General features: G+C 50.4%; 22 protein-coding genes and 1 riboswitch. Of the genes, 5 read left to right on the top strand and 17 right to left on the bottom strand.

Translation table 11 applies throughout. The annotated features are described in order from the left end of the window. Positions 1–3: 3 nt before the first annotated feature. The 5 genes from K7397_RS11150 to K7397_RS11130 all read right to left on the bottom strand — a co-directional run bounded on the left by K7397_RS11150 (position 4) and on the right by K7397_RS11130 (position 4,429). Positions 4–831 (bottom strand): CpaE/TadZ family protein, encoded by an 828-nt coding sequence (locus K7397_RS11150; protein WP_223068036.1) that lies wholly within the window; start codon positions 829–831, stop codon positions 4–6. Continuing rightward, positions 810–1,685, bottom strand: a complete 876-nt coding sequence (locus tag K7397_RS11145) for a hypothetical protein (RefSeq protein ID WP_223068035.1) — start codon at positions 1,683–1,685, stop codon at positions 810–812. The genes K7397_RS11150 and K7397_RS11145 overlap by 22 nt, the downstream gene beginning before the upstream one ends. Positions 1,686–1,689: 4 nt before the next feature. Beyond that, on the bottom strand, positions 1,690–3,054 hold the full coding sequence (locus K7397_RS11140) for a P-loop NTPase family protein (protein WP_223068034.1): 1,365 nt from the start codon (positions 3,052–3,054) through the stop codon (positions 1,690–1,692). Between the two features lie 496 nt (positions 3,055–3,550). Next, entirely contained in the window at positions 3,551–4,150 is a 600-nt protein-coding gene (locus K7397_RS11135; RefSeq protein ID WP_223068033.1) for a hypothetical protein, read from the bottom strand. Positions 4,151–4,177: 27 nt separating this feature from the next. After that, on the bottom strand, positions 4,178–4,429 hold the full coding sequence (locus K7397_RS11130) for a DUF3006 domain-containing protein (RefSeq protein WP_223068032.1): 252 nt from the start codon (positions 4,427–4,429) through the stop codon (positions 4,178–4,180). A gap of 179 nt (positions 4,430–4,608) precedes the next feature. Between K7397_RS11130 and K7397_RS11125 the strand changes: the two genes are divergently transcribed. Beyond that, complete coding sequence (locus K7397_RS11125) at positions 4,609–5,028, top strand: prepilin peptidase (RefSeq protein ID WP_223068031.1); 420 nt, start codon at positions 4,609–4,611, stop codon at positions 5,026–5,028. Here the strand turns inward: K7397_RS11125 and K7397_RS11120 are convergent. The 10 genes from K7397_RS11120 to K7397_RS11075 form a co-directional block, all read right to left on the bottom strand. Next, the gene (locus tag K7397_RS11120) at positions 5,017–7,791 is read right to left on the bottom strand and encodes a hypothetical protein (protein WP_223068030.1); all 2,775 of its coding nucleotides are present in this window, start codon (positions 7,789–7,791) and stop codon (positions 5,017–5,019) included. The two genes, K7397_RS11125 and K7397_RS11120, sit on opposite strands and share 12 nt — an antisense overlap. Before the next feature lie 12 nt (positions 7,792–7,803). Then, the gene (locus K7397_RS11115; RefSeq protein ID WP_223068029.1) at positions 7,804–8,625 is read right to left on the bottom strand and encodes a copper amine oxidase N-terminal domain-containing protein; all 822 of its coding nucleotides are present in this window, start codon (positions 8,623–8,625) and stop codon (positions 7,804–7,806) included. 620 nt (positions 8,626–9,245) lie between these two features. Then, the gene (locus K7397_RS11110) at positions 9,246–10,025 is read right to left on the bottom strand and encodes a TatD family hydrolase (protein WP_223068028.1); all 780 of its coding nucleotides are present in this window, start codon (positions 10,023–10,025) and stop codon (positions 9,246–9,248) included. Next, entirely contained in the window at positions 10,022–10,888 is an 867-nt protein-coding gene (locus K7397_RS11105) for an ABC transporter ATP-binding protein (RefSeq protein ID WP_223068027.1), read from the bottom strand. Before K7397_RS11105 ends, K7397_RS11110 begins: the two co-directional genes overlap by 4 nt. A 68-nt stretch (positions 10,889–10,956) precedes the next feature. Then, entirely contained in the window at positions 10,957–11,733 is a 777-nt protein-coding gene (locus K7397_RS11100; protein ID WP_223068026.1) for an ABC transporter permease, read from the bottom strand. After that, positions 11,730–12,023, bottom strand: a complete 294-nt coding sequence (locus tag K7397_RS11095; RefSeq protein ID WP_223068025.1) for a thiamine-binding protein — start codon at positions 12,021–12,023, stop codon at positions 11,730–11,732. The genes K7397_RS11100 and K7397_RS11095 overlap by 4 nt, the downstream gene beginning before the upstream one ends. Before the next feature lie 69 nt (positions 12,024–12,092). Continuing rightward, a complete protein-coding gene (locus tag K7397_RS11090; RefSeq protein WP_420488776.1) occupies positions 12,093–13,115 on the bottom strand; it encodes an ABC transporter substrate-binding protein in 1,023 nt (340 codons plus the stop codon). Positions 13,116–13,295: 180 nt separating this feature from the next. After that, a riboswitch (TPP riboswitch) is annotated at positions 13,296–13,408 on the bottom strand. Positions 13,409–13,484: 76 nt separating this feature from the next. Then, positions 13,485–13,685 (bottom strand): copper ion binding protein, encoded by a 201-nt coding sequence (locus K7397_RS11085; protein ID WP_223068024.1) that lies wholly within the window; start codon positions 13,683–13,685, stop codon positions 13,485–13,487. 27 nt (positions 13,686–13,712) lie between these two features. Then, the gene (locus K7397_RS11080; RefSeq protein WP_223068023.1) at positions 13,713–14,054 is read right to left on the bottom strand and encodes a metal-sensitive transcriptional regulator; all 342 of its coding nucleotides are present in this window, start codon (positions 14,052–14,054) and stop codon (positions 13,713–13,715) included. A 350-nt stretch (positions 14,055–14,404) separates the two neighbouring features. Further along, positions 14,405–14,950 carry a flavodoxin family protein gene (locus K7397_RS11075; protein WP_223068022.1) on the bottom strand — a complete coding sequence of 182 codons (546 nt, stop codon included), beginning with the start codon at positions 14,948–14,950 and terminating at the stop codon, positions 14,405–14,407. 253 nt (positions 14,951–15,203) lie between these two features. Between K7397_RS11075 and K7397_RS11070 the strand changes: the two genes are divergently transcribed. Both K7397_RS11070 and K7397_RS11065 read left to right on the top strand, forming a co-directional pair. Then, on the top strand, positions 15,204–15,431 hold the full coding sequence (locus K7397_RS11070; RefSeq protein ID WP_223068021.1) for a PspC domain-containing protein: 228 nt from the start codon (positions 15,204–15,206) through the stop codon (positions 15,429–15,431). 18 nt (positions 15,432–15,449) lie between these two features. Further along, the gene (locus K7397_RS11065) at positions 15,450–16,115 is read left to right on the top strand and encodes a PspA/IM30 family protein (RefSeq protein ID WP_223068020.1); all 666 of its coding nucleotides are present in this window, start codon (positions 15,450–15,452) and stop codon (positions 16,113–16,115) included. Positions 16,116–16,285: 170 nt separating this feature from the next. On the opposite strand, the gene K7397_RS11060 is transcribed toward K7397_RS11065, so the two are convergent. Both K7397_RS11060 and K7397_RS11055 read right to left on the bottom strand, forming a co-directional pair. Next, a complete protein-coding gene (locus K7397_RS11060) occupies positions 16,286–17,218 on the bottom strand; it encodes an SPFH domain-containing protein (RefSeq protein ID WP_223068019.1) in 933 nt (310 codons plus the stop codon). Then, positions 17,219–17,653, bottom strand: coding sequence for an NfeD family protein (locus tag K7397_RS11055; protein ID WP_223068018.1), 435 nt, complete (start codon positions 17,651–17,653; stop codon positions 17,219–17,221). A 283-nt stretch (positions 17,654–17,936) separates the two neighbouring features. Here K7397_RS11055 and K7397_RS11050 point away from each other — a divergent pair, with 283 nt between their 5' ends. Continuing rightward, positions 17,937–19,691, top strand: a complete 1,755-nt coding sequence (locus K7397_RS11050) for an alpha-glycosidase (protein ID WP_223068017.1) — start codon at positions 17,937–17,939, stop codon at positions 19,689–19,691. 287 nt (positions 19,692–19,978) lie between these two features. Continuing rightward, positions 19,979–22,240: an alpha-amylase family glycosyl hydrolase gene (locus tag K7397_RS11045; RefSeq protein WP_223068016.1), complete on the top strand. Its 2,262-nt coding sequence runs from the start codon at positions 19,979–19,981 to the stop codon at positions 22,238–22,240. Positions 22,241–22,260 lie beyond the last annotated feature (20 nt).

The raw sequence follows: 22,260 nt of genomic DNA, 5'->3' as shown, positions 1-22,260 counted from the left end.
CCTTTACTGGTTGCCAAGGATATCCGCCAATCGCCGCACTTCTTTCATGAAATATTTGTTCACAAGAGCATTGTCCTTCACATACAGCTTGCCTTCGAGGGATGCGGCATAAGCCGCTTTAACCAGCGGAATCGCCGCCGCAATGTTGAAGCCGTACTCCCCGAGTCCTTTGTAGTCATATTTCAGATCCTGCAGGTTCATAAGGACGACGCTCGTAAACTTTGCGGTGCTGATGCCGACCGAAGCAGCGAAGTCCAGCATCCTTACCATATTGCTTAAGGCTTCGAGCCTCTCCGCTAACGTAAAGAATCCGATATGGGAGCATTTCATCGCCCCCAGGCAGAATTCCAGCGGCGGGTTGTTCGGGATGTCCAGCAGGATGATGTCAAACATCCCCTTTAAGGTGTTCACCACCCGCTCCAGTTGCTCGAATTCAAAATCCAGATACTCTTCCATCAGATCGTGGGGGCTTGGCGCCAGCAAATACAGCCGTTCGTATTTCGTAGCCGTGATCTCTTCCCGGAAATCCACCTTGTCGCTCTTTAGCAGGCTGATGAGTCCTTTTGCTTTCTTGCCCGGCGCCACATCCAGAAAGTGATACAAATTCGGCCCGAATACTTTCAAGTCCACGATGCAGGTGTTCAGCCCCTTCTGAGCGAGCAAATAGCCCAAATTGCTAATCAGCAGCGCGTTGTCCGCCATATCGCAGGCCGGGATAAAACCGATCACGCTGTAAATCAGCTTGCTTTCCTGCAGCTCCGCCCCGAGTAAATCTTTCGGCGAGATCTTGTTCAGAATATGCCCGAGCTTTATTTTTTCTCTTCGATCCATGATTCCACCTCTCTTTGCAAAGTAGGCAGCTCATCGAGGATCACTTCGCTATTTTTGCGGCTCAGAATCGTAATCAGATACTTCTTCCCGTCGATTCCGTTATATTTGGCAAAGTTGTTAATCTGCTCTCTCGAGCCTTCCAGCAAGAGCGCGCGCGGTTGAATGCTCTTCATAAATTTATCGCTCTTCATCACTTCCTGCCGCTTATCCTCGCCAAGCTTGAGCACCTCTTTGTACACTTCATAGATGGAATGGCTGCTCGAATTGAGCATGTCTTTGACCACGATGCTGTCAAACAACACTTCGGTTTGCCTGTTCGACCCCGGTGACACAATACCGCCGTTTGGATTGCCTACTGCGGCATCCTCTTCCTTCTCATACGACACGCGAATTCTTACGTTATCACCCGGCATGAGAATATCGCCGCCAGCCTCGAGGAAATTGTAGGGCAAGGTCAGAACCTCCTGATCTTCCTCCAATCCGTAAAGCCATTCATTCTTGAGCGGCTTCTCCTCGTGGAATTGATCCTTATACAAGATACTGTTATCCCGCAAATAATATTTCGTATATTTGTCGACCACGGAAGGCAAATCCTCCGCCAGCACCATATCCTCGGTATATTCCTTCCGGATAATGGAATACTTCTTGATCATATTCCCGGTAAGCACCACATCCGCCGAAATTCCGTCTTTCTTGTCCACCTTGAGGATTTCCACCGTATCCTTGGCAGCCTCGTTAGCATTGTTTAGTACGATAAACGAGACTACGATCACCGTTACGCTAAACACGAGCGCCAATATTTTCTTGAATAACTTCTTGTTCGGGGAAACGCTTTTGATCGTACTTAAATCCATAAGCTTACGCACCTTCCATCAATCTTAGAAGCATATTCCCGAAAGCCTGCTCGTACTCCGCCGCTGAATTCGTCAAAGCAATTTCTGTCTCGATCTGGGAATCAAACCCGCTGCTGTAGGGGACATACCCTGCCATGCTCATGTCGTAACGGAAAATGTCGCTTAATCCGCTTGTCAGTACCTCGCTCACCTTGTCCGGTGTAAACAAAGCGTCCTGGAACCGTGACCTGTCGTTATATTTCGTGACGATCACTTTCGACTTCGCATTCAAGTACGCGGCTTTCTCCTGATCCAGAACCACCTCCACATTTCGTATGGTGCTAAGAACTGCATACAGATTATTTGGAACACACAAGCCGAAGGAGTCGATATGGATCATCGTCTCTTTGAAGGCTTTGAACAAATCCAGCGGCAGATCAAGCAGAACCAGGTTGAATTTGGTCCTTAACAAGGAAATTAACCCTACCAGCTTGTCGCTTGTATAGAATTGTTCCATCAGCTTGCGATCCTGGAACGAATAACCGAGTGCCGTAAGCCACAGGTTGTCTTTGATACTGAACGCTGTCGTCATGTAATCCTGCGGTCTGGCCAGGGTGCGAATGAGCGAGGCGCTCATCTCGTCATATTTATTGCTTTGCTCGTGAAAACGGCCAAAGTACATGTTCGTACTGCGGTATTCCGCATCCATATCGATAATCATCGTACTCAGACCGCGCTTGCTTGCTTCATTCGCTAGATTCACGACCGTACTGGTCAGTCCGCTGCCGCGATGTCCTGTGATGGCGACGACCCGGCTGATTCCCCGGCTGATATTAGCAAGCTCTTTCGTCAACCGATCGGTGGCCGAGTCCTGCGCTTCATTTGGCGGCCTGGACCGGAACCGGTCGAAAAAGGACCTCCTTTTCTCCCCCTTGCTGTCATCGTTCCGCTGCTCTCTTGCTCTTTGTTGCTGCTGCTTATGTATCCTATTGCCCTTTGACCCAAGCGCGTCAAACGCTTCCTGAAAAACATGGACCGGGACTCTGACTGCATCGCTGACGAGAATCTTGAAATTCTCGTATTGTTGCGTTAAAGCTTCCAGCTCCTGCGGCTTCATCGGGTCTCTGGTAATCAAATAAACCGGAACTCCCGGCCCCCGGTTTGTACTCAGCCACTTCAGCCCCATGCTTAAATGGTCCCGATCCTGTTCCTGCTGCTGCGAAAATGCCCCATCGGTAACGACAACGCCTTCCACAGCGGGGTTAGCTTCATGAAGGTAATCCAGAAGATCCCGCAGCGCCAGGGCGTTTGGATTTACAACTTCCAGCTTCTTCGTCAAATAATCTAACATCATCCTGTGAAACCCGCCGGAAACAATGAGTATTCTCATGAACTAGTAATATTTTCCTCCCCTTTTTTGGTTCATATTTTATCAACGTTATGTATTGCATACAATCCCTTTGATGGGTATATATTCTATTTTTAGACCTTTTTCCTATCAAATAGAGTCTTAAGACACCCTTAAGTTTGTGCCGTTTTTCACTAGAAGTTACTGGTACAAAAGTCCTACTTGCCCTTTCTTGACGGCTCTCCATCGGTATGAGGAGAATATCCATCCACCAACTTAAGCTACTCATAGCAACAAATGAAATTAAATAGCGGTTAATATCTCGTCACCATGACAGATATTAACCGCTAACAGTACAACTTATAGTTCGTTAAGTTATGAGTCAGACTTCTTTTTATAAATAGATGGATCAAATTTGGATGGATCGTAATTCCAATCTTCTAAGATGCTTCCTTTTTGGTGTAGCTGAATAAATTAACCATCAAAAATAAAGAACCCGATCTCATTTGCAAACGAGATCGGATTCTTTTCATAAGTTTTATTTGTATTTATAAACTAATTTACGGAGATCCTCGATATTAAAATTATCACTTTGTATAAGCCAGGTGTCGTTAACCTTTGTAAAGGTTAATATACCTTCTATGTTGATATTCTTAGTTTCTTGACCTTGTTTATTCAGCAACATTAGTTTTAAGGTATAGTTTAAGCTAATTGAATTTTCATTCTTCTCTTTCAGCTTAAATTGTTGATTTTCTGGTTTTAATATTGACTTTTCTTTGGATGCAATTTGTAATGGTAAAATAATATTTCGATTTTTATATTGTTTCTCATAAAATGTTTCCGTTAGAAATGGTTTAATAAGTTCATTTTGTTTTTCTACGGATTCGGGTTTTAGTTCTTCTTCGTAGTTGCTTATTCCATATTCTACATTTTTGTATTTGCTTGCTAATTCGATAACTTCACTTTCATCTGAAGAAGTTGATGCACTTACACTTACATTTACATTTACATTTACATTTTCATCGGATGAACTGATGGTAGACGGACCGGCTTCATTTTTAGAATTTGAATCAGTACAGCCTGTAATTAAAATTACGGAAATAAAAACAGCTCCCAATAAAGATACAATTCTATTCATGGATGTCCTCCCTGTAAATTTTTGTAACTAGATTTCACCACATTGAGGAAATGAAAACTGACTGGTTTTTATTTCCTCAATGTTTTTTACTTTTTTATTAAAAAAAGTTTCAAATTGTTCATATTTCCCATCATCTTCTTTAAGAACATGTCCAGGTCTGGCGTCCTCAGGCAAAAGGTCACGCTTAATCTCGATCATTTCAAGTACTACTTCAGACTCGCTTTTTTCAACGATAGCATACTCAATATCATCGCCTTCAAATCTGTCAATGATTAACATAAGTCTTCCTCCTAATCATTCTATAAATAGAGCCTTCAGACATCCTTGAAGATCACCAAGATGTACCAAGGATGACTATTACAAAAGTCCTATTCACCTTTTCTTGACTCTTCTCCATCCGGTATGAGAAGATAATCCGCGAAAATATTAGAAACAGAACAAGCTAGGCGGTGCTCTCTATGAAAATAATGCTGATTTCGGTGCTACTATTGCTCCTGCTCCTATGCAGCGTTAGCGATATAAAAAAAAGAACGATCCCCAACGCGGCCGTTGCCGCGATTCTGATTCTGGGGATCGTCTACAGTGTGATGTACCATTCTCTTCTTACAGCTTTGACGGGAATCGTCATCCCTTCCGCTCCTTTATATTTTGCCAAATTCAGATTGGGCTTCGCGGTCGGATCGGGAGACATCAAGCTGCTTGCCGCCACCGGCGCATGGCTTGGCTGGTTGATGAACGTCTATGTTCTCTTGCTCGGATCCATCCTCGCTTTGATATGGGTAGTTGGGAAGAGGCATTTTGGAGGCCATCACCTGGCCTCCGTTCCCTTCGCCCCTTTTCTGTCCACCGCGGTGTTATGCTTGATCTTACTGATTTAAATCATCGAACATGGAGCCGACAACGGTGATCTCGATGTTGTCCAGCGTATCAATCCCTCGCAATGTGCCCAGCTTCTTATAGGTATGATCGCCTCTGTCAAGCGCGGCATCGTCGATCCATGTTTTTACGTAATACTTCCCGTTTTGCATGTTCGCGTGCGTGTAGACCGGGATATTGTCCGGGTTCAGCTCAAACGTCACTTTCGTCGTTTCCGTAATTTTATACAGCTTCTCCTGGCCATTACGCACGTATTCACGGTATTTGTAGAAGTTATTGCTGCTCTCGGTATAGGATTCACTATACCCTTCCAACACCTTCTTCCAGAATGGATGGGTTCTTCTTCCATCCGGGTCCTGCGAAGCATAGATTTCTTCCACTTTCTTGGTGTAGCGCTTCTCATCGCTGCTGCGGTCCAATACTTTAAGCAAAACTGCGCCACTGACCCCTTCCGGGTGCTCTGCCGTCAAGATTCCCGGAACAGCTCTAAATCCTCCGCCCTTGCGATCAAGCGGCTGATTCGCGATGTTCACGGCTTCCTTGTCGTCATTGATATAGATCAGATTCGTTTCATAGCGGAAAGAGTTGGTCAGTGTATCGACCAGATCCTTGTGATCCTCCGTGTCCTGATCCGACTGCTTGTAAGTAACCGTCTTCACCGTAAATGTATACTTGCCGGCCGGATTGAAATAATACCCCGATTTGATCGGATAAGCATATTTCTGCAGCTGCCGGTCGGTGGCAAAAACGGCTTTGTCGTACAGTGATTTCTTGTTCTTGCCGTCTCTGGCCGCCTTTCTGGCCGTATGGTATTGCTCCGCCATCGTACTTTCGTTCTTCCAGGCGGTTTGGGCGCTGGCCTGTTGGGTGAATACCCGCTCATACTGTCCGGGTACAGCGGTCGGATTGTAGGGATTGCCATGCTCATTCACATGGTGCATCCACCGGATCACATCATACGTATACGGCTCATTTTCCCAGTACAGATCTTTGTTCTTCGCGTCCCTTGTATTGTGCTCGATCTCGTCTTTATAGGTCGGTTTTGGCAGCTTATCGAGCCCGTTGTACACGTATACGTCATAGATCTTCCTGTCTTGTCCCGAGTTAAAATCCGTGTATGCCGTTCCTTCTTCGGTATGATTGGTGCAGACTTCCTTGCCTTTGTCGTTGGTGTCGCAGGTCGTATAAATATACCGGTAATCCCTGTTGACGTATCCGTCATAGGATACGGTGCCGCTTCGCCGTATCGGTTTATTCAGGTTATTCAGCCAACGGCCGTTTAACGGATCATCCCCGAAATCCTCCCGATTAATCGTGGTATGAACAACCGGATTACGCGTAATCGTCTCACGGGCTTCATTCACCGGCGGATTGTTCTCCACCTTAAAGTCCCTGAACAAATCCGAGGTATCGTTCATCACTTGAAGCAGCCCTTTCGCATTGCCGACCCACCAGCCTTCCGGCAGCCTAAGCGTTGCCTTGATCGGGCGGCCGGAATTCAGCGGAAACTTCACTCGGGTAGAGAGGACATCGAAGGGCAGCTTTATCGGCCTGATCAGCTTGACCGCCACCGGATCCGAATCCAGCACGTTGTTGCTGAGCAGAGCCTCTTCAGGAGCTTTGCCGTCTTTGTTGATGCTGAACTGAATCCGAACATCGCTGTCCGGCATGATGAAGGTCGCATACAGCACCCGGCTCTCATTTTTGGCCACCCTTAAGGATCCGGATTCCGCCGCCGCATGACCGGAGAACGCCAATCGGTCGCCCTGAGCGGTGAGCCTTGCGCCATTGCTCTTTCGGGTAATCCTCCATTCAAAATGTGAGGTTACCGGATCGACGAAGGTCGAATTCACCTTGACGCTGACCCGCACTTGATCGCCTGCGGCCGCTGCGGTCGGCAGCGCTTCAAACTGCGCGGACAGATCGGTCAGATTCTGCAATTTGAAAGGCGCAAGCGGAATATCCAGATAGGTAATGCCGATCGAACTGTTAATATAGATCGTCCCGAACCCCCAGGATAGCTCTGTAGGCGGCTGCAGGATATGCACATATTCGACCCAGTCTCTGCCGCCCTTCGGCTTGGCATTCTTATCATAGACGGTCCTTTCCTTGTACCCGGCGTCTTTATTTTGATACATGAATTCCTCGTATTTCTTCCCGCCATAAACGATATTTAACCCACTGATGATCGATTTCTCAAACGTGCCTTTTTCGAGATATTTGTTGTTTGGATCTTTGTAATTGTCAAACAATTTTTTTCTAATTTGGTATTTGTTCATAACCGCCCTATTGGCCCAAGGTTGACGAATCATATCGAAATTCTGGATTTTAGTGCCGCTCCACCCGGAGAACCAGGGTACCCCCTCGGCGGGGACGGAATGTCCGTCTCTGGAGTATCCGCTGTACTCCATGATCGTCTGCCCTTTATGGAACAACTGTTGCCCGTGGTCTCCACCGTAGACGATTTCAAACGTATTGCTTTTAAAATTGGACTGCCCTCCGCCTTGCCCAGCTGCCTGGTTCAGCCGTTTTTGGATGAGATCCGTTCGCAGCCCCAGAGTTCTGCCGTCCTTCGTAATCGAGGATTTGTAATAATTATCCTCCAGACCATAAAGCACATGCATGTCTCGATTAATCCGATCAAGCACCTCTTGAGCTGTTGCCGGATTCGTACTGTCTGCCGCATGGATTGGATGGTACGGAAACATGACGCTCAACAACGACACCGTCAATAACACTTTCATCAATTTTATGCTGTTTTTCATACCGCTCTGTACCTACTTTTCAAAAACGGTAACATCGATAGGTGAATTAATGTCTGCGCCAACCATGATTTCATAGTTTTTATCTGTAAATGTTTTCATCGGTAATTCCGGCTCCGATGTCGTCTTCTTTCTGATATAGTTAATGACCGCCTGGACCGTTTCCTTCTCTACCTTCTGCGAGAGAATCTCCTCCACTTCCTGCACCTGCATCTCATAGTCCGCCCCTCTTATAATATCTGGGAAAATAATTAAAAATTGCAAAATACCATAACCTTCAAGTCCCAGACCTTTGTCAATATCCAAGTGCGAACCCGTATTTCGTTTGACTATAAATCCGTAGATATTTTCCTCCACTACCTTATTCTGATCCGGCTCCTTCTGGCTATTTTCGGATTCAAACGGAGTCATGCTGATGTAGACCGTCCTGACCTTCGAATCCCACTTGACGTAGGCGCCCAAGGCCTCGCTTACAAAACGAAGCGGCACGAAGGTTCGCCCCCCAACCCGGTGTGCGGCCGTATCCATCTGCTGCTTTTGTCCGTTAGTGTCATATTCTTTTTGGCCTAAAACGAGAGTAATGACGTTATCGTCCAGTTTTACCGTCACCGTCTTCGTAGCTCCAGTCCAACCAACGTCAGCTCCCAGCGCTTCACTTACAAAGCGAACCGGCACCTGCACCCTTTGCGCCTTGTCCGCAAACGGCTGTTCATCCGGAAAATAGATCCGAACCCCATTCAGCTCAACCCGCAGCGGCAGCGGCGCCGCCGAAGCCGCACCAGGCATCCATGTCATGGCAAATAATAACAGCGCTAATAGTAAGCCTGCTCTTCTCATCCCAAATCCCTCCTCAACCAAAATATGTACTTTGACCTATTGCAAACATGTCTTTCATCTCCTAAAATATGCCAAATAGAAGATACCAAAATTATACACTTCATACAGACCTTGAGGCAGGTCTGCAAGTCTTGATTTCGTGGTACTTTTGCTCTATCGCCGTATATTGCGTATTTCGAGGAACACTTTCCGGCCCGCCTTAAGTTCTATTTCCCGTATGTAAAAAGAACGCCTGATGGCGTCCTTTACCCGTGCTATGTGGTACGTTTGAGTTTTGGGGAGGGACTGGGTATGGGGTTCCACCGCTGCCCAAAGCCATGTTCTTCTTGAACTTTCTATAGGGTTAGAACCTGACTCTAAAGGCGGCCGCTACGCACTCTACCCCACACAATCCCTCTTTTGATCTACTTCGAGCTCTCTTCCACTTCTCTTTTTCCTATCCGGTCTTCGGGTACGGTATTCATAACCTTCCTTACAGCGGTAAGGTACTTTTCTCATATCATGGCGCAAAGCCCTCCTTTAAAAGACGGCATCCGTTTTTCGCGAAAACTGTAAAAAAGACAGTTCCTAAAACCACCCCACGAGGTTGGTCAAAGAACTGTCTTCACAAATCTAATCGTCTATATTCCGTAGAATCGCCGGGTATTGGCCGTAAGCTTCGCGGCGGCGTCCGCGAAAGACAAGCCGTGGAGCTTGCCCCAGGCTGCGGCGACGTCCGCGATCATCCGGGGATCGGTGGTCCGGCCCGCAAACGGCCCTTCAAACGGCCAAGGGCCATCCGTTTCGGCCATCACAAGCTCCGGCGGATAAAGCGCCGCAAGCTCGCGGATTTCTTCCTCGTATACGATATCCGGCGTAAAGGAGATATAATAGCCGCGTTCCGCCATCCGGCGCACGGTGTGCTCCGCCCCCTTGAACCAGTGAAAATGCGCCCTTGTAACACCGTGCCGCTCCAGCAGATCGCAGGCGATATCCGCATCTTCATAGACAGCGTGGAGAATGACAGGCTTGTCCAGCTCAGCGGCCAGGTCCAGAAACCGGCCAAGCACTTTCACATAAGGCTCCAGCTCAAATGGCTCGCCGGCTGCCTCCTTCTCGCTGCGCAAATAATACGGAAGGCCGATTTCGCCTACGGCCACCAGCTCGCCCGCCCGAAGCCTGATCCAATCCAGCAGCCGGTCCATCTCTTGCTCAGACGGGATCGGCTGCTCGGGGTGAAGTCCGTAGGCCGGCATGACGACCCGCGGATATTCCGCCGCAAGATCCGCCGTCCGCTTGCAGGATGCAAGGTCCATCGAAACCGCAATAAGAGCCTCTATTCCGTCCTGTTCAAGACCCGCCATGATACCCGCTTGTTCCTCCGCGGCGTACCGCTCCAGATGAATATGAGCATCGATCATAGAGCATTCTCTCCTCTGCCTTCGCGCATTTTGCGCTGCTCGCCTCGCATAAGCTCCGTCATTTCACGGCGCAGGCGCAAAAACTCCGAATCCTCCGCGATCTCCGCGCGCCGTGGACGCGGAAACGGAACCCGGATCTCATGCAGCACTGCGGCGGGGCGTCCGGACAGCAGGATCACCCGGTCTGACAGCAGCAGGGCCTCTTCAATGCTGTGCGTGATGAACAATACGGAGCGCCGGTTCTTCTCCCACAGGTCAAGCAGCCACTGCTGCATATCGCCTCGGGTCAAGGCGTCCAGCGCACTGAACGGCTCGTCGAGCGCCATCAGCTCCTGCGGGCTGAGGAGCCCGCGGAGAAAAGCCACCCGCTGCTGCATGCCCCCTGACAGCATATGTGGATAGGCTTTTTCGTAGCCTCCAAGTCCGGCTCTGGCCAGCCACTCCCCAGCTTTCAGGCGCGCCTCCTTGACGGGAATGCCGGCGATTTCCTGCGCCAGCACGACGTTGTCCAGGGTCGTGCGCCAGGGGAACAGCGCCGGCTGCTGCGGTACGTAGGCGATATGTCCGCGCGCCCCGGTAATATCCTCGCCCCGCAGCAGAATCCGGCCTCCGCCATCCGGCTTCGCCAGCCCGCCAATCAGATGAAACAAAGTGCTTTTGCCGCAGCCCGACGGCCCGACAATGGATACAAATTCGCCTTCAGCAACGGTCAGCGATACTCCGTTTAGAACAGGAATCGTTTTGCCGCCTTCGGTATAACTTTTGCTGACACTGCACACTTCCAGAACCTGTGGCTGCTGTCCAGCGTGTTTATCCGAACCCGTTATTCCGTCCGTGCCCCTGCTATGCCCGGAAACACTCATCAAGACTCCTCCTTCCTGCTTTAATCGATTCGACCGAATTCAACCGTGAATATAAAACGGTTCAGACTCTATTTGCCCGCCTTGCGCGGCGGACTGTACCGTGACAGCGTGCGCTCAACCAGCGCGACGCAGATAAACATCGCCAGGCTGATGGCCACGATAATCAGAATGGCGACAAACACCCGGTCGGTGCGGAACGTGGCTTTCTGCATTTGCATATAGTAGCCGATTCCTTTGTCGGCGCCCAGCCATTCGGAAATGACGGCGCCCATGACGCTGTAAGTCGCCGAAATCTTGAGCCCGGACAGGATCGACGGAATGGCAAAGGGGAACTCCAGTTTGCGAAAAATCTGCCGTTTTGAAGCTCCCGCCATCTCCATATAGCCCCGCATGACATGATCGGTTCTCGCCAGGCCATCCATGGCGGCTACGGCGACCGGGAAAAAGCAGACGAGCGTGATGAGTATGATCTTGGGCAAGATGCCGAAGCCGAACCAGATCATAAGGAGTGGCCCCAGTGCGATTGTCGGCACGTTCTGACTCAGAATCAGCAGCGGGTACAGAGCCGACTTGACGATCGGAAGGAAGTGAAGCAGCACGGCGACGAACAGCCCCACGGAAGAGCCGACAGCGAAGCCAATCAGCGTCAGCCGGAGGGTTGCCTTCGTGTGGCTCCACAACCCGGCCGCGCCTGCCGATGCCTCGTGACCGATATCGGCGGGACTCGGGAGAATCCACTTATCAACATGAAATAAATCGACAGACAGCTCCCAGCAGCCCAAAAACAAGAGGACCGCCACAAGGGGCGGCCACACGCTTCTCCAGATTCCTCTAACAATCGTCATGGACGGTATTTCTCGGTAAGCTTATCCATGCTTACGCCTTCCGGTGCATATAAAATCTTCACCTGCGAGATGATGCTTCGGCTGCCGAATTCGTTCACCGCTTCATTCATCCGGCGGACGATATCAAGCAGCTCCGTCAGCTCGCCTTCCATGGTCGTCTCCAGCGCGTTTACCTGATGCTTGACGCCTGAAGCCTGAATGACCTCAATCGCCCGATCGACATACGGGATCAAATCTTCGCCGTTCGGCGTTTTGGGGATGATCTGTATGCTCAATAGTGCATTTGCCATGACCTAAACCCTCGCTTTTTCGTAAAAATATCGCAGCCTAAAGGGGCGCTTCCTGAACCTTTCGGCCGTTTAACTGCCGGACGGCAGGAAGTCATTCGTATAGGCTTTGTCTACTTCCAAAGGCTTATCGAGCAGCTTGCGCGTGTACATCCAGTCCGCGTAGCCTTTCCAAACCGACTCCTTCTGCTCGCCCCATCTTGCCGCGTCGTCCTGATAGCGGGGGCTCAGCCATTTCTGGCTCGCTTTGACCAGCTTCGGATCGAGATCGGGAGCCGCCTTGATCAGAACGTCCGCAGCTTCATCCGGATGCGCGATCGCATATTCATATCCTTTGGATGTCGCTTTCATAAAAGCTTTAACCAGATCGGGGTCTTCCTTGATCGTCTTCTCGTTCGTCGCTATAACCGGCGTATAGTAATCGAGATCCTTCGAATAATCCTTCACGTAGAGCATATCCAGCTTTTCTCCGCGCAGCTCGGCCTCAATGCCGGTCCAGGCGTAGTAGATCCAGGCAAAATCAATATCGCGCTTCACGGCTGTAAAATAATCCGCATCCCCCATATTGATATTCTTGACCTTTTTCACGTCTGCGCCCTGCAGATCCATGATGGATTTCATGACGGCCTCTTCCACTGGCGAGCCCCATCCGCCGTACGTTTTGCCTTCAAAATCCTTCGGCGACTTGATATTGCGGTCCGCCGGAGCCGCAAAGCCGGACGTATTGTGCTGAATGACGGCCGCGATGGAGACAAGCGGCACTCCCTGGGTCCGGGCCTGGGTCACACTTTCCTGATAGCTGATGCCAAACGGAACGGCATTCGAGGCAACCATCGTATCCGCGCCGCCCTCGCCCGGCTGAACGATTTCAACATTCAGTCCCTCCTCGGCGTAATAGCCGAGATCACGGGCCACGTAAAGACCGGTATGGTTCGTGTTAGGCGTCCAGTCGAGCACAACCTTCACATCCCGGAGTTCCTTCCCGGTGCCGGAAGGTGCCGCGCTTGCAGCATTGCTTGGAGCATTGCTGCTTGGAGCACTGCTTTCCGCGCCTGATTTCGATTCGCCTGTTCCGCCGGATCCGCAGCCCGCCATGACAAGCAGCAGAATAACGGACAGCATGAGCATTCCTAGCTTTCTTGATTTCACCTTTCATTCTCCCCTTAAATCATCATCAATTTCCCGCTCCCGAAAGGAAAGCCAGCCTATACCCAAGATAAAAAGGCGCCCCAAATCGGGCGCCTGCGATGTCAAATGAATATAAATTCATACGCATTCATGACAACTGCTCATTCCTACGCTGGCATTATCCAGATCAGGTACAAGGGTCTGCGTCTCTTCGGGACGCACTCTCAGCCGGCCTTATTCCAGCTCCCCGGTTTCATATATTTGCGGGTTGTTACCTAGATGTATTATAGTCTTTCAAATACTAAAATGTCTAGCGTTCAAAGGTTACAAGACGTCCTAAACGACATCGTATCCCTGATCCTCAATCGCTTCCTTGATTGCGTCCAGCCCCAGCTTGCTTTCATCGAAGGTAACTTCTACCATCTTGGCTTGAAGATTAACCTTCCCGGTGCCTCCCGCTTCCTGAACCGCACCTTCTACCGCTTTTACGCAATGGTTGCACGACATGCCTTCGACTTGCAGCGTAACTGTCTTCATGCTCGATCTCTCCCTGAAATCTGTTCGTTATTTCATCAGCTTATGGACGGTGACAAGCAGTTCATCAACCACTTCGGTTTCACCAGCCTGAATTCTCTCCACAATACAGCTCTTCATATGGCCTTCCAGCAACAGCTTGCCCACTCCGTTAAGCGCGGATTGAATCGCGGCAATCTGGTTCAGTACATCATCACAGTAGGTATCCTTCTCAATCATGCCTTTGACACCGCGAATTTGTCCTTCGATCCGGTTCAGACGGGCAATCAGCTTGCCTTTCGTCTCTTCCGAGTGATGGCTGTGCCGTTTATGGTCGCCGCATTCGCAGGCGTCTTGCCCTACGGGCGGGTTAAGCTCACTCGTATCCGCCATAAGCTTCACTTCCCTTTATTGATGTTGTTTTGCAAACCTATTATATCATACCCCCTAAGGGTATGCAATTGCTACGAAATGAGAATCCATAACGGGCTTTATGGCCTGCAACGGCCGAAATCTTTCATAGCCCTTTTATGTAAAATGTGCCTGTCCATGTGTTCTTATCCATTGCATTTCGATCCGGCCAGGCGATCCTTTGGAGAACAGCCCCCCCTCGGTCGCATTCCCCCTGAAAAAAATAAGGCAGGCCGCAAGAAACGGACTGTGAACACGCACGTGATCACATCACAGTGCAGAGCATCGCATCTCAGTCCGCTTCTCAGCCTGCTTTTTTTCCTAATTATCCGTTAGCTCCCGCCCTTTAACTGAGCGTTCAGCCACTCCGCTTCCTTCAGCGCCCTCGTATCCTGCACAATCTCTCCTGGCTTTGATGCCTTGCCTATAATGTAGCCTTCGAGCGGCATGCCCACAAATTCGAAGGTGTACTTCAGCTGCTGAATGATCGGCAACGCCTTGATCCTTGGATTGTCTCCTCCAACAATAATCGCATAAGCTTTCTTCGCGGCCAGCAGCTCTTTAAGATCAAACCGCGAATCGCGCAGGCTCTGCGACCATCGGTCAATGAAATTTTTCAGAAGTCCCGAGATCCCGTACCAATAAACGGGCGAAGCAAAGATCAGCGTATCATGGCGCAGCACATCCAGAATGACAGCGTCATAATCGTCATCCACCGGCTGAAATCCTCCTTCCGAATGGCGCTGATCAACTATAGGCAAAATCTTTTTCTCCCTTAATACGATGTCTGTATATGGAATCCCCTCAAGCACCACCCCGGTCAGCTGCTCCGTATTTCCTCCCGCCCGCGCACTGCCGTTTAAAACCGCTATGCTCATTATCAGTCACTCCTCCATTTTTTATTGATCCAAAAATACCTTTTTTACTGTTATACTGCGGCTATTTCGGTTTCATACTTTCTTTTTGCAGGTCGCAAAGCATGACAAACGCCCTCTTCCCCGCCTTGAAGACGATCCCATTCCCCGACCAAGGTCCAGCCAACAAACCGCCTTCGGGCCGTTTTAGCGCCCCATGAACGCGGGGTACAATAAGTACATCACAAAACGAACGAAGAAAGAGAGTGACTGCCGCATGAACAAATTATTCCGTTCCAGAAGAGATAAAAAGATCAGCGGGCTGTGCGGAGGCTTGGCCCAGTGGCTCGGGTTTGACGCCACGATACTCCGCCTGATCGCCGTGATTGCCGCATTCTGCAGCTTCGGCATGATCGTCGCGCTGTATCTGATCGCAAGTCTGGTCGTTCCCGAGGAGCCGACCGGCTACTATGATTTCGAAGACTCTTATTATTCCAAATATTAATCCAAAGGAGAGTTCAACATGAATTTATTCGATCGTATTGCTAATTTAACCAAAGCCACCCTGCACGAAGCGTTAAACAAGCTGGAAGACCCCATCCTGATGACAGGACAATATCTGCGCAACCTGGAGGAAGATCTCGAGCAGGCCAAGTCGCAGCTTGGCCGGACACAAGCTTCCGTGAGAATGCTGCAGCGCCAGCGGGAAGAGGCGGTTTACCAAGCCTCTGAACAAGAGCGCCTTGCGCTGGAAGCCATTGCGGCCGGCGATGAAATCGCAGCCCGCCGGGCCGTGGAAGCAAAGCTTCGCTACACGGAGCAAGCGGACCGGTTCGCGGCGGATGAAGAAGCGGCCAAACAGCGCATAACCGAGCTTGAGCTGCAGATCGATGCAGCCAAGGAAGAATTCGAGCGCCTGAAGAAGAAACGCGAAGAGCTCGCAGAGCGCGCCCGCAAGGCCGCCGAACAGAAAGAAAGCATTCGGCCGAACTTCAGCCATGGATTGGATACAGGGTCCGCCGCAAGAGGCTTCGAGCGTATGGAGGAGAAGATCAGCGGCTGGGAAGCTTCCGCGGCTGCCGCAGGCGCGTTCCCAGGTCCTTACGGGAACCCCGCCAATCGTTCACGGATCGACGAGGAGCTGCAGCGCCTGCAAAGCAAGGTGAACGCGGACAGCAAACAGGAATAGCAGATAAACAACCCCGAAAGGGCGAACCGGCCGCCCCAAAGCTAATCTTATGCCGGTTCCCTTAATGGGGTTCCAAAACTTTTGACATCTCATTTCTAATAAAAGACCCGCCGGATAGACGCCCTGGATATACCAAAGGCGCCTAAACTCCGCGGGTCTTTAATAAGTTATTATGCTTGCTTCTTGTTCTTGAACAGCTCGCCGACAGCGCCCAGGCTGCCCAGCGTTTCAACGGCATTCGAAGGAATGAACACTTTGTTTGCCGGTCCCTTCGCCACTTCCTCAAGCGCCTCGAACGAGCGGTAAGCCAGAACCGATTCGTCCAGCCCCGCGCTGCGGAGCAGCTCGATCCGCTGCTTCTCGGCTTCCGCCACGGCTTCGATAGCCTTGGCCTGACCAAGCGCCTCCAACTCCTGAGCCTGGCGCAAACCTTCCGCTTCGCGAATCCGCGCTTCCTTGTCGCCTTCCGCTTTCAGAATCTTGCTCTGCTTATCCCCTTCCGCGCGAAGGATCATATCCTGCTTCGCCGCTTCGGCTTCCAGCACAATCGCGCGTTTATTCCGTTCAGCCTTCATTTGTTTGTCCATCGCTTCCTGGATGTCCGCCGGAGGCTGGATGTCGATAACCTCAACCCGTTCAATGCGGACGCCCCATTTCTCGGTAGCTTCGTCAAGCGCGATCCGGATTTCGTTCGAAATCTTTTCCCGTCCGGACAAGGTTTCATCCAGCTCCAGCTTGCCGATAATTTGGCGCATCGTAGCCGTGGAAATGTTCCGTACCCCGTAGACATAATCGGAAATGCCGTAAGTCGCCTGTTCCGGATCGACAACCTGATAGAAAATAATGGAGTCGATTTGAACCTGAACGTTATCCTTCGTAATGACTGTTTGCGGCGGCACATTGGCTTGTTGAATCCGCAAATCGTGATAAATACGCACCTGGTCGATAATCGGAATCAGAATATTCAGGCCGGGATTCAGCAGCCGATGAAATTTACCGAGACGTTCGACAACCCCCACCCTTTGCTGAGGTACAACCTTTACGGTCAGCGCAATGAAAGCGACCACGACTACCACTATGACGCCAATAACGATCCATTCCATTTAAATAATCTCCTCCCACTTCTCAACTTCGATTCTTGTACTGCTCCTGTTAATGACCCTCACCCGTTCGTCCTTGCCCAAATACACGGAGGAAGTAGCGCTCCATGTATCGCCGCCAAGCTTGACAATGCCATATTGCCCCGGCTCAATGGGTTCAATCACAATACCCTGTCTGCCTATCAGCTCCGTTCCGGCATCGCGATACCCTCTCGCTGCGCGCATCTTCCGCGAAAGCGGCTTGGTAAAAACCGTCAGCAGAAGAGCTACGATACATCCTGTCAGCACCTGCAGCAAAATGTTCCCCGGCGCGATCAGCGATACAAGCAGAGCGGCACCGGCGCCAATGCTGAACCACAGCAGATAGAACGTAAGTGTAAACATTTCCAGAACGAGCAGAATGCCGGCCACAATCAGCCATATGATCCATGCATGCATAGGGCAGCTTCACCACCTTTTTCACCATTATATCAAGTATATACGCAACAAACCTTGTTAGGTATCAAATTTTCGTGCACGCGATTGAAACGGACCCGGAGTGTCCCGCGGCATGCTGCGGTGACAGTGGGATCCCGCTTCGGTCTCTTTCTTTTCAAAGGAGCACCGTGCTATAATCAAATCATAATTTAAAGGCAATGCTTACCTTTTAAAAGGTACAACCTCGGAACAAGCAAGATGAGGGAGTGCCTTTTTTTTATTTATCTGCCGAGGAGGAATTTTCATGCAGTTGGAAGCTGTCTATCACCGTCCCAAACAAAACTGGTCCTTCGCCTATGACCGCAACACCGTCTATTTACGTCTGCGTACCAAACGGAACGATGTGGACCGCGTCAAAGTCCTGGCCGCGGACAAGTGTGACTTCGAGCGTACCAAAACCGAAATCGATATGGTGAAATTGGCGTCGAACGAGCTCTTCGACTTTTGGGAAGCCCCGGTAATCCCTCCGTATCGGCGTTTGCAATATGCGTTTCAACTGCAATCCGGCGGTGTAAGCACCTATATGACTGAACGCGGCTTTCAAGCGGAAGCGCCTTCAGAGCCGACAGGTTTATTTGAATTTCCGTATGTTAACCCCGCGGATGTTTTTACGCCGCCAGAGTGGGTGAAGGATGCCATATTTTATCAAATCTTTCCCGAACGTTTTGCCAACGGTGATCCGACGATCGATCCCGCAGAGACGGAACCGTGGGGAGGAAAGCCGACTGGCGGCAATTTCTTCGGCGGCGATCTTCAGGGCGTGATCGATCATCTGGACCATCTGGAGGAGTTGGGCGTGACTGCTATTTATTTTACGCCGGTATTTGAGGCGCCGACCAATCATAAGTACGATACCCGCGATTATAAAAAGGTAGACCCTCATTTCGGAACCAACGAAACGCTCAAAAAGCTCGTGCAGGCTTGCCATGACCGGGGAATCCGGGTCCTGCTCGACGCGGTCTTCAATCATAGCGGAGGTACGTTCGAGCCATTCCTCGATGTGAAGAAAAACGGGGCGAGATCGCGCTATGCCGACTGGTTTAGCGTTCGTGAGTTTCCGCTGGAAGTAAAGGAAGGAATTCCAACCTACGAAACGTTCGCTTTCGTGCCCTCCATGCCGAAGCTGAACACCGGAAATCCGGAAGTGAAGGCCTATTTGCTGGACGTGGCCCGGTACTGGATCGAGGAGGTCGGGATCGACGGCTGGCGTCTGGATGTGGCCAATGAAGTTGATCACGCTTTCTGGCGGGAATTCCGCAAGGTAGTCAAGCAAGCCAATCCCGATGCCTATATCCTTGGTGAAATTTGGCATGATTCTATCATGTGGCTGCAAGGCGATCAGTTCGACGCAGTCATGAACTATCCGTTCACCAATGCCGTACTGGACTTCTTCACGAAAGGAAAAATGGACGGCGCCCAGTTCGCAAGCGCGATCGGGACTTTACTCACAAGTTACCAGCGCCAGGTGCAGGAGGTTGCCTTCAATCTGCTCGACAGCCATGATACGCCGCGTCTGCTTACGTTGTGCGCAGGAGACAAATCCCGCATGAAACTGTCCGCGATGTTCCAATTCACTTTCCCTGGAACTCCATGCATCTACTATGGTGATGAGGTGGGCATTGCCGGCGGGGGCGACCCGGATTGCCGCAGATGTATGGAATGGGACCCGTCCAAACAGGATCGCGAACTGCTCGCTTTTTATCGGGAGCTGATCGCCCTTCGCCGTCTCCATCCGGCGCTGCGCACAGGTGAATTCCGCTTTCTTCACGCCGAGCCCGGCGACATGAGAATCGCCTATGAGCGTAAAGACGATCAGGCCCGGTTCGTCATTCTCATGAACGCGAACGAAACGGCACGTACGCTTCCTCTGGCTCTGCAAGAAGGAGTTTGGACCGATGCCTTCACCGGCGAAGATGTCCTTGCGGACGGCGAGGTGCAAAGCTTCAAACTGCCGGCGTTCGGCTACCGGGTGTTGAAACGGACAGAGCGTCCGCTTTAGCGCAGCCTTTTCTGAACATTGAAGCGCGAAAACAGAATCGATCCCCTTGCAACAAGGCTGTTTTTCAGAACTATTCCAAAGGAATCCTTACATTACAAAAATTTCAATCCTATATTTACACCTTGTTCGTCTGATGGTAACATGAATTTGACATTGTGAAAGGGCTTTCATTAATGCGCTCCCTTTCATTTCATCATTGTCAGAGAGGAGGGATGATTAAAGCGAAGGGCTTATAATCTGCCGGTGTCTTGTTATCCCTTATTATTTTGAAACAAGGAGAGATGAGGATGCGTTTTGCCAAGATTATCAAGCAATTGTCTGTCGTTGCTTTAACCGTTTGTATCGCGTTCTCAGGGCTGACATCGATTCCGACTGAAACAAAAGCGCTGACATCATCGGGAGCCTTGGGTCCTGTCACCCCCAAAGATACGGTTTATCAAATTATTACCGATCGTTTTTTCGATGGAGATACGGCCAACAACATCCCGGCCGGAACAAGTTCTTCTTTGTTTAACGACGCGAGCGGCGACGGCAAGGGAGACGGAACCGATTTGAACAAGTATCAGGGCGGAGACTGGGATGGGATTATCAATAAAATCCCATATCTGAAAAATATGGGGATTACCGCTGTTTGGATTTCCGCTCCTTATGAAAACAGGGAAGATTTGATCGACGGGATCTATGCGTCGTACCACGGGTATCATGCGAGAAACTTTTTTGCGGCCAACCCGCACTTCGGCCAAATGCAGGATTTTATCGCTTTGAGAGATGCCTTGCACGAAAACGGCATCAAACTGGTCATCGATTTCGTTTCCAACCATTCGGGGCCCAGACCGAACGGCGACGGTGTGATCTACGAGCCGGACAAGGATGGAAGCGGGAATTATACATTCGATGCGAACGGGAATCCCGCCGATTATAATGGGGATGGGAAAAAAGAGAACTTGCTCGCCGACGTCAATAATGATACTAGCGGTTTTTTTCATCATGAAGGGAACCGTCCGGACAGCGATACTTCCAAATTCGGATACAGGCATAAAGAGCTCGCCTATTTGGCGGATTTCTCGCAAGAAAGCAGCGCAGTCATCGGCCATGTCGAGAAGGCGGCGAAATTCTGGAAATCGAAAGGCGTCGACGGCTTCCGCCACGATGCGACGCTGCATATGAATCCGGCCTTTGTCAAAGGATTCAGGGATGCGATCGATTCGGAGACAGGCGGGCCGCTCACTCATTTCGGCGAGTTTTTCATCGGACGCCCCGACTTCAAATACGAGGAGTACCGAACTTTTCCCGATCGAACCGGCGTGAACGACCTGGACTTCGAATATTATAATTCCAACAGACAGACTTTTGGGGACTTCAGTAAAACGATGCAGGATTTCGGCAATATGATGATGTATACAAGCAGCGACTATACTTACGAACATCAGGCGGTAACGTTTATCGATAACCACGATGTGTCAAGGTTCCGGTATATTCAGCCGAACAACAAGCCCTTTCACGCCTCTCTGGCCACTTTGATGACGGCTCGCGGAACACCGAACATTTATTATGGAACGGAACAGTATTTGAATCCCGGTAACGGCGGCTCCGATGCCGGGCGGATGTTCATGGAGACCGCCGCTCCATCGTTTAGCGAAACGACTACTGCTTTTCAAGTGATCAAGAAGCTGTCCGCTCTGCGCCAAACGAATGAGGCCCTCGCCTACGGCACAACGGAAATCCTCTACAGTACAACCGATGTACTGGTATTTAAACGCCAATTTTACGATAAACAAGTGATTGTCGCGGTAAACCGGCAACCGGATGTCTCCGCTACGGTACCCGCACTGAATACGACATTGCCGGCCGGTACGTATGGGGATTCCCTAAACGGACTGCTTTTCGGGGAAACGGCGACTGTTGCCAGTGTGTCCGGGCAAAACAAAGTCAACAGTTTTACTTTATCGGGAGGAGAAGTCAACGTTTGGTCCTATAACCCTTCACTTGGAACGGCGATTCCCAGAATCGGAGATATCGTTTCTACGATGGGCCGGCCCGGGAACAAGATATACATCTATGGGACCGGTTTAGGCGGAACGCCAACGGTTAAATTCGGATCGACCGTCGCGACGGTCACGTCGGCAACGGACACCATGATTGAAGCGACGGTTCCGAATGTTTCTGCAGGAATTCAAAACATCACGGTCACCAAAGGATCAAATACGAGCAACGCTTTCGCATATACCGTTCTTGGAGGCGATCAGGTTCAAGTGATCTTCCATATCAATAAAACCACTACAACCGGTCAAAACGTTCACGTCGTCGGCAACATACCGGAACTGGGCGCCTGGGATCCGGCAAAAGCTTCCGAAGCGTTCATGAATCCGGGTTATCCCGAATGGTTCCTACCTGTCACTGTTCCTGCAGGGGCGACCTTCCAGTTCAAGTTTATCGTCACAGACAGTGCCGGAAACGTAACGTGGGAAGGCGGAAGCAACCGTACGTATACCGCTCCTTCATCTCCGACGGGCACACTGGATACTCCTGTTTATACGTGGCAGCCGTAACATATTGAATGGAGCGGGGT

This window comes from Paenibacillus caui, from assembly GCF_019904135.1.
GTDB classification, from domain to species: domain Bacteria; phylum Bacillota; class Bacilli; order Paenibacillales; family Paenibacillaceae; genus Fontibacillus; species Fontibacillus caui.
Note: the sequence above shows the minus strand (reverse complement) of the source record. Positions and strands in the feature narration are given on the sequence as shown.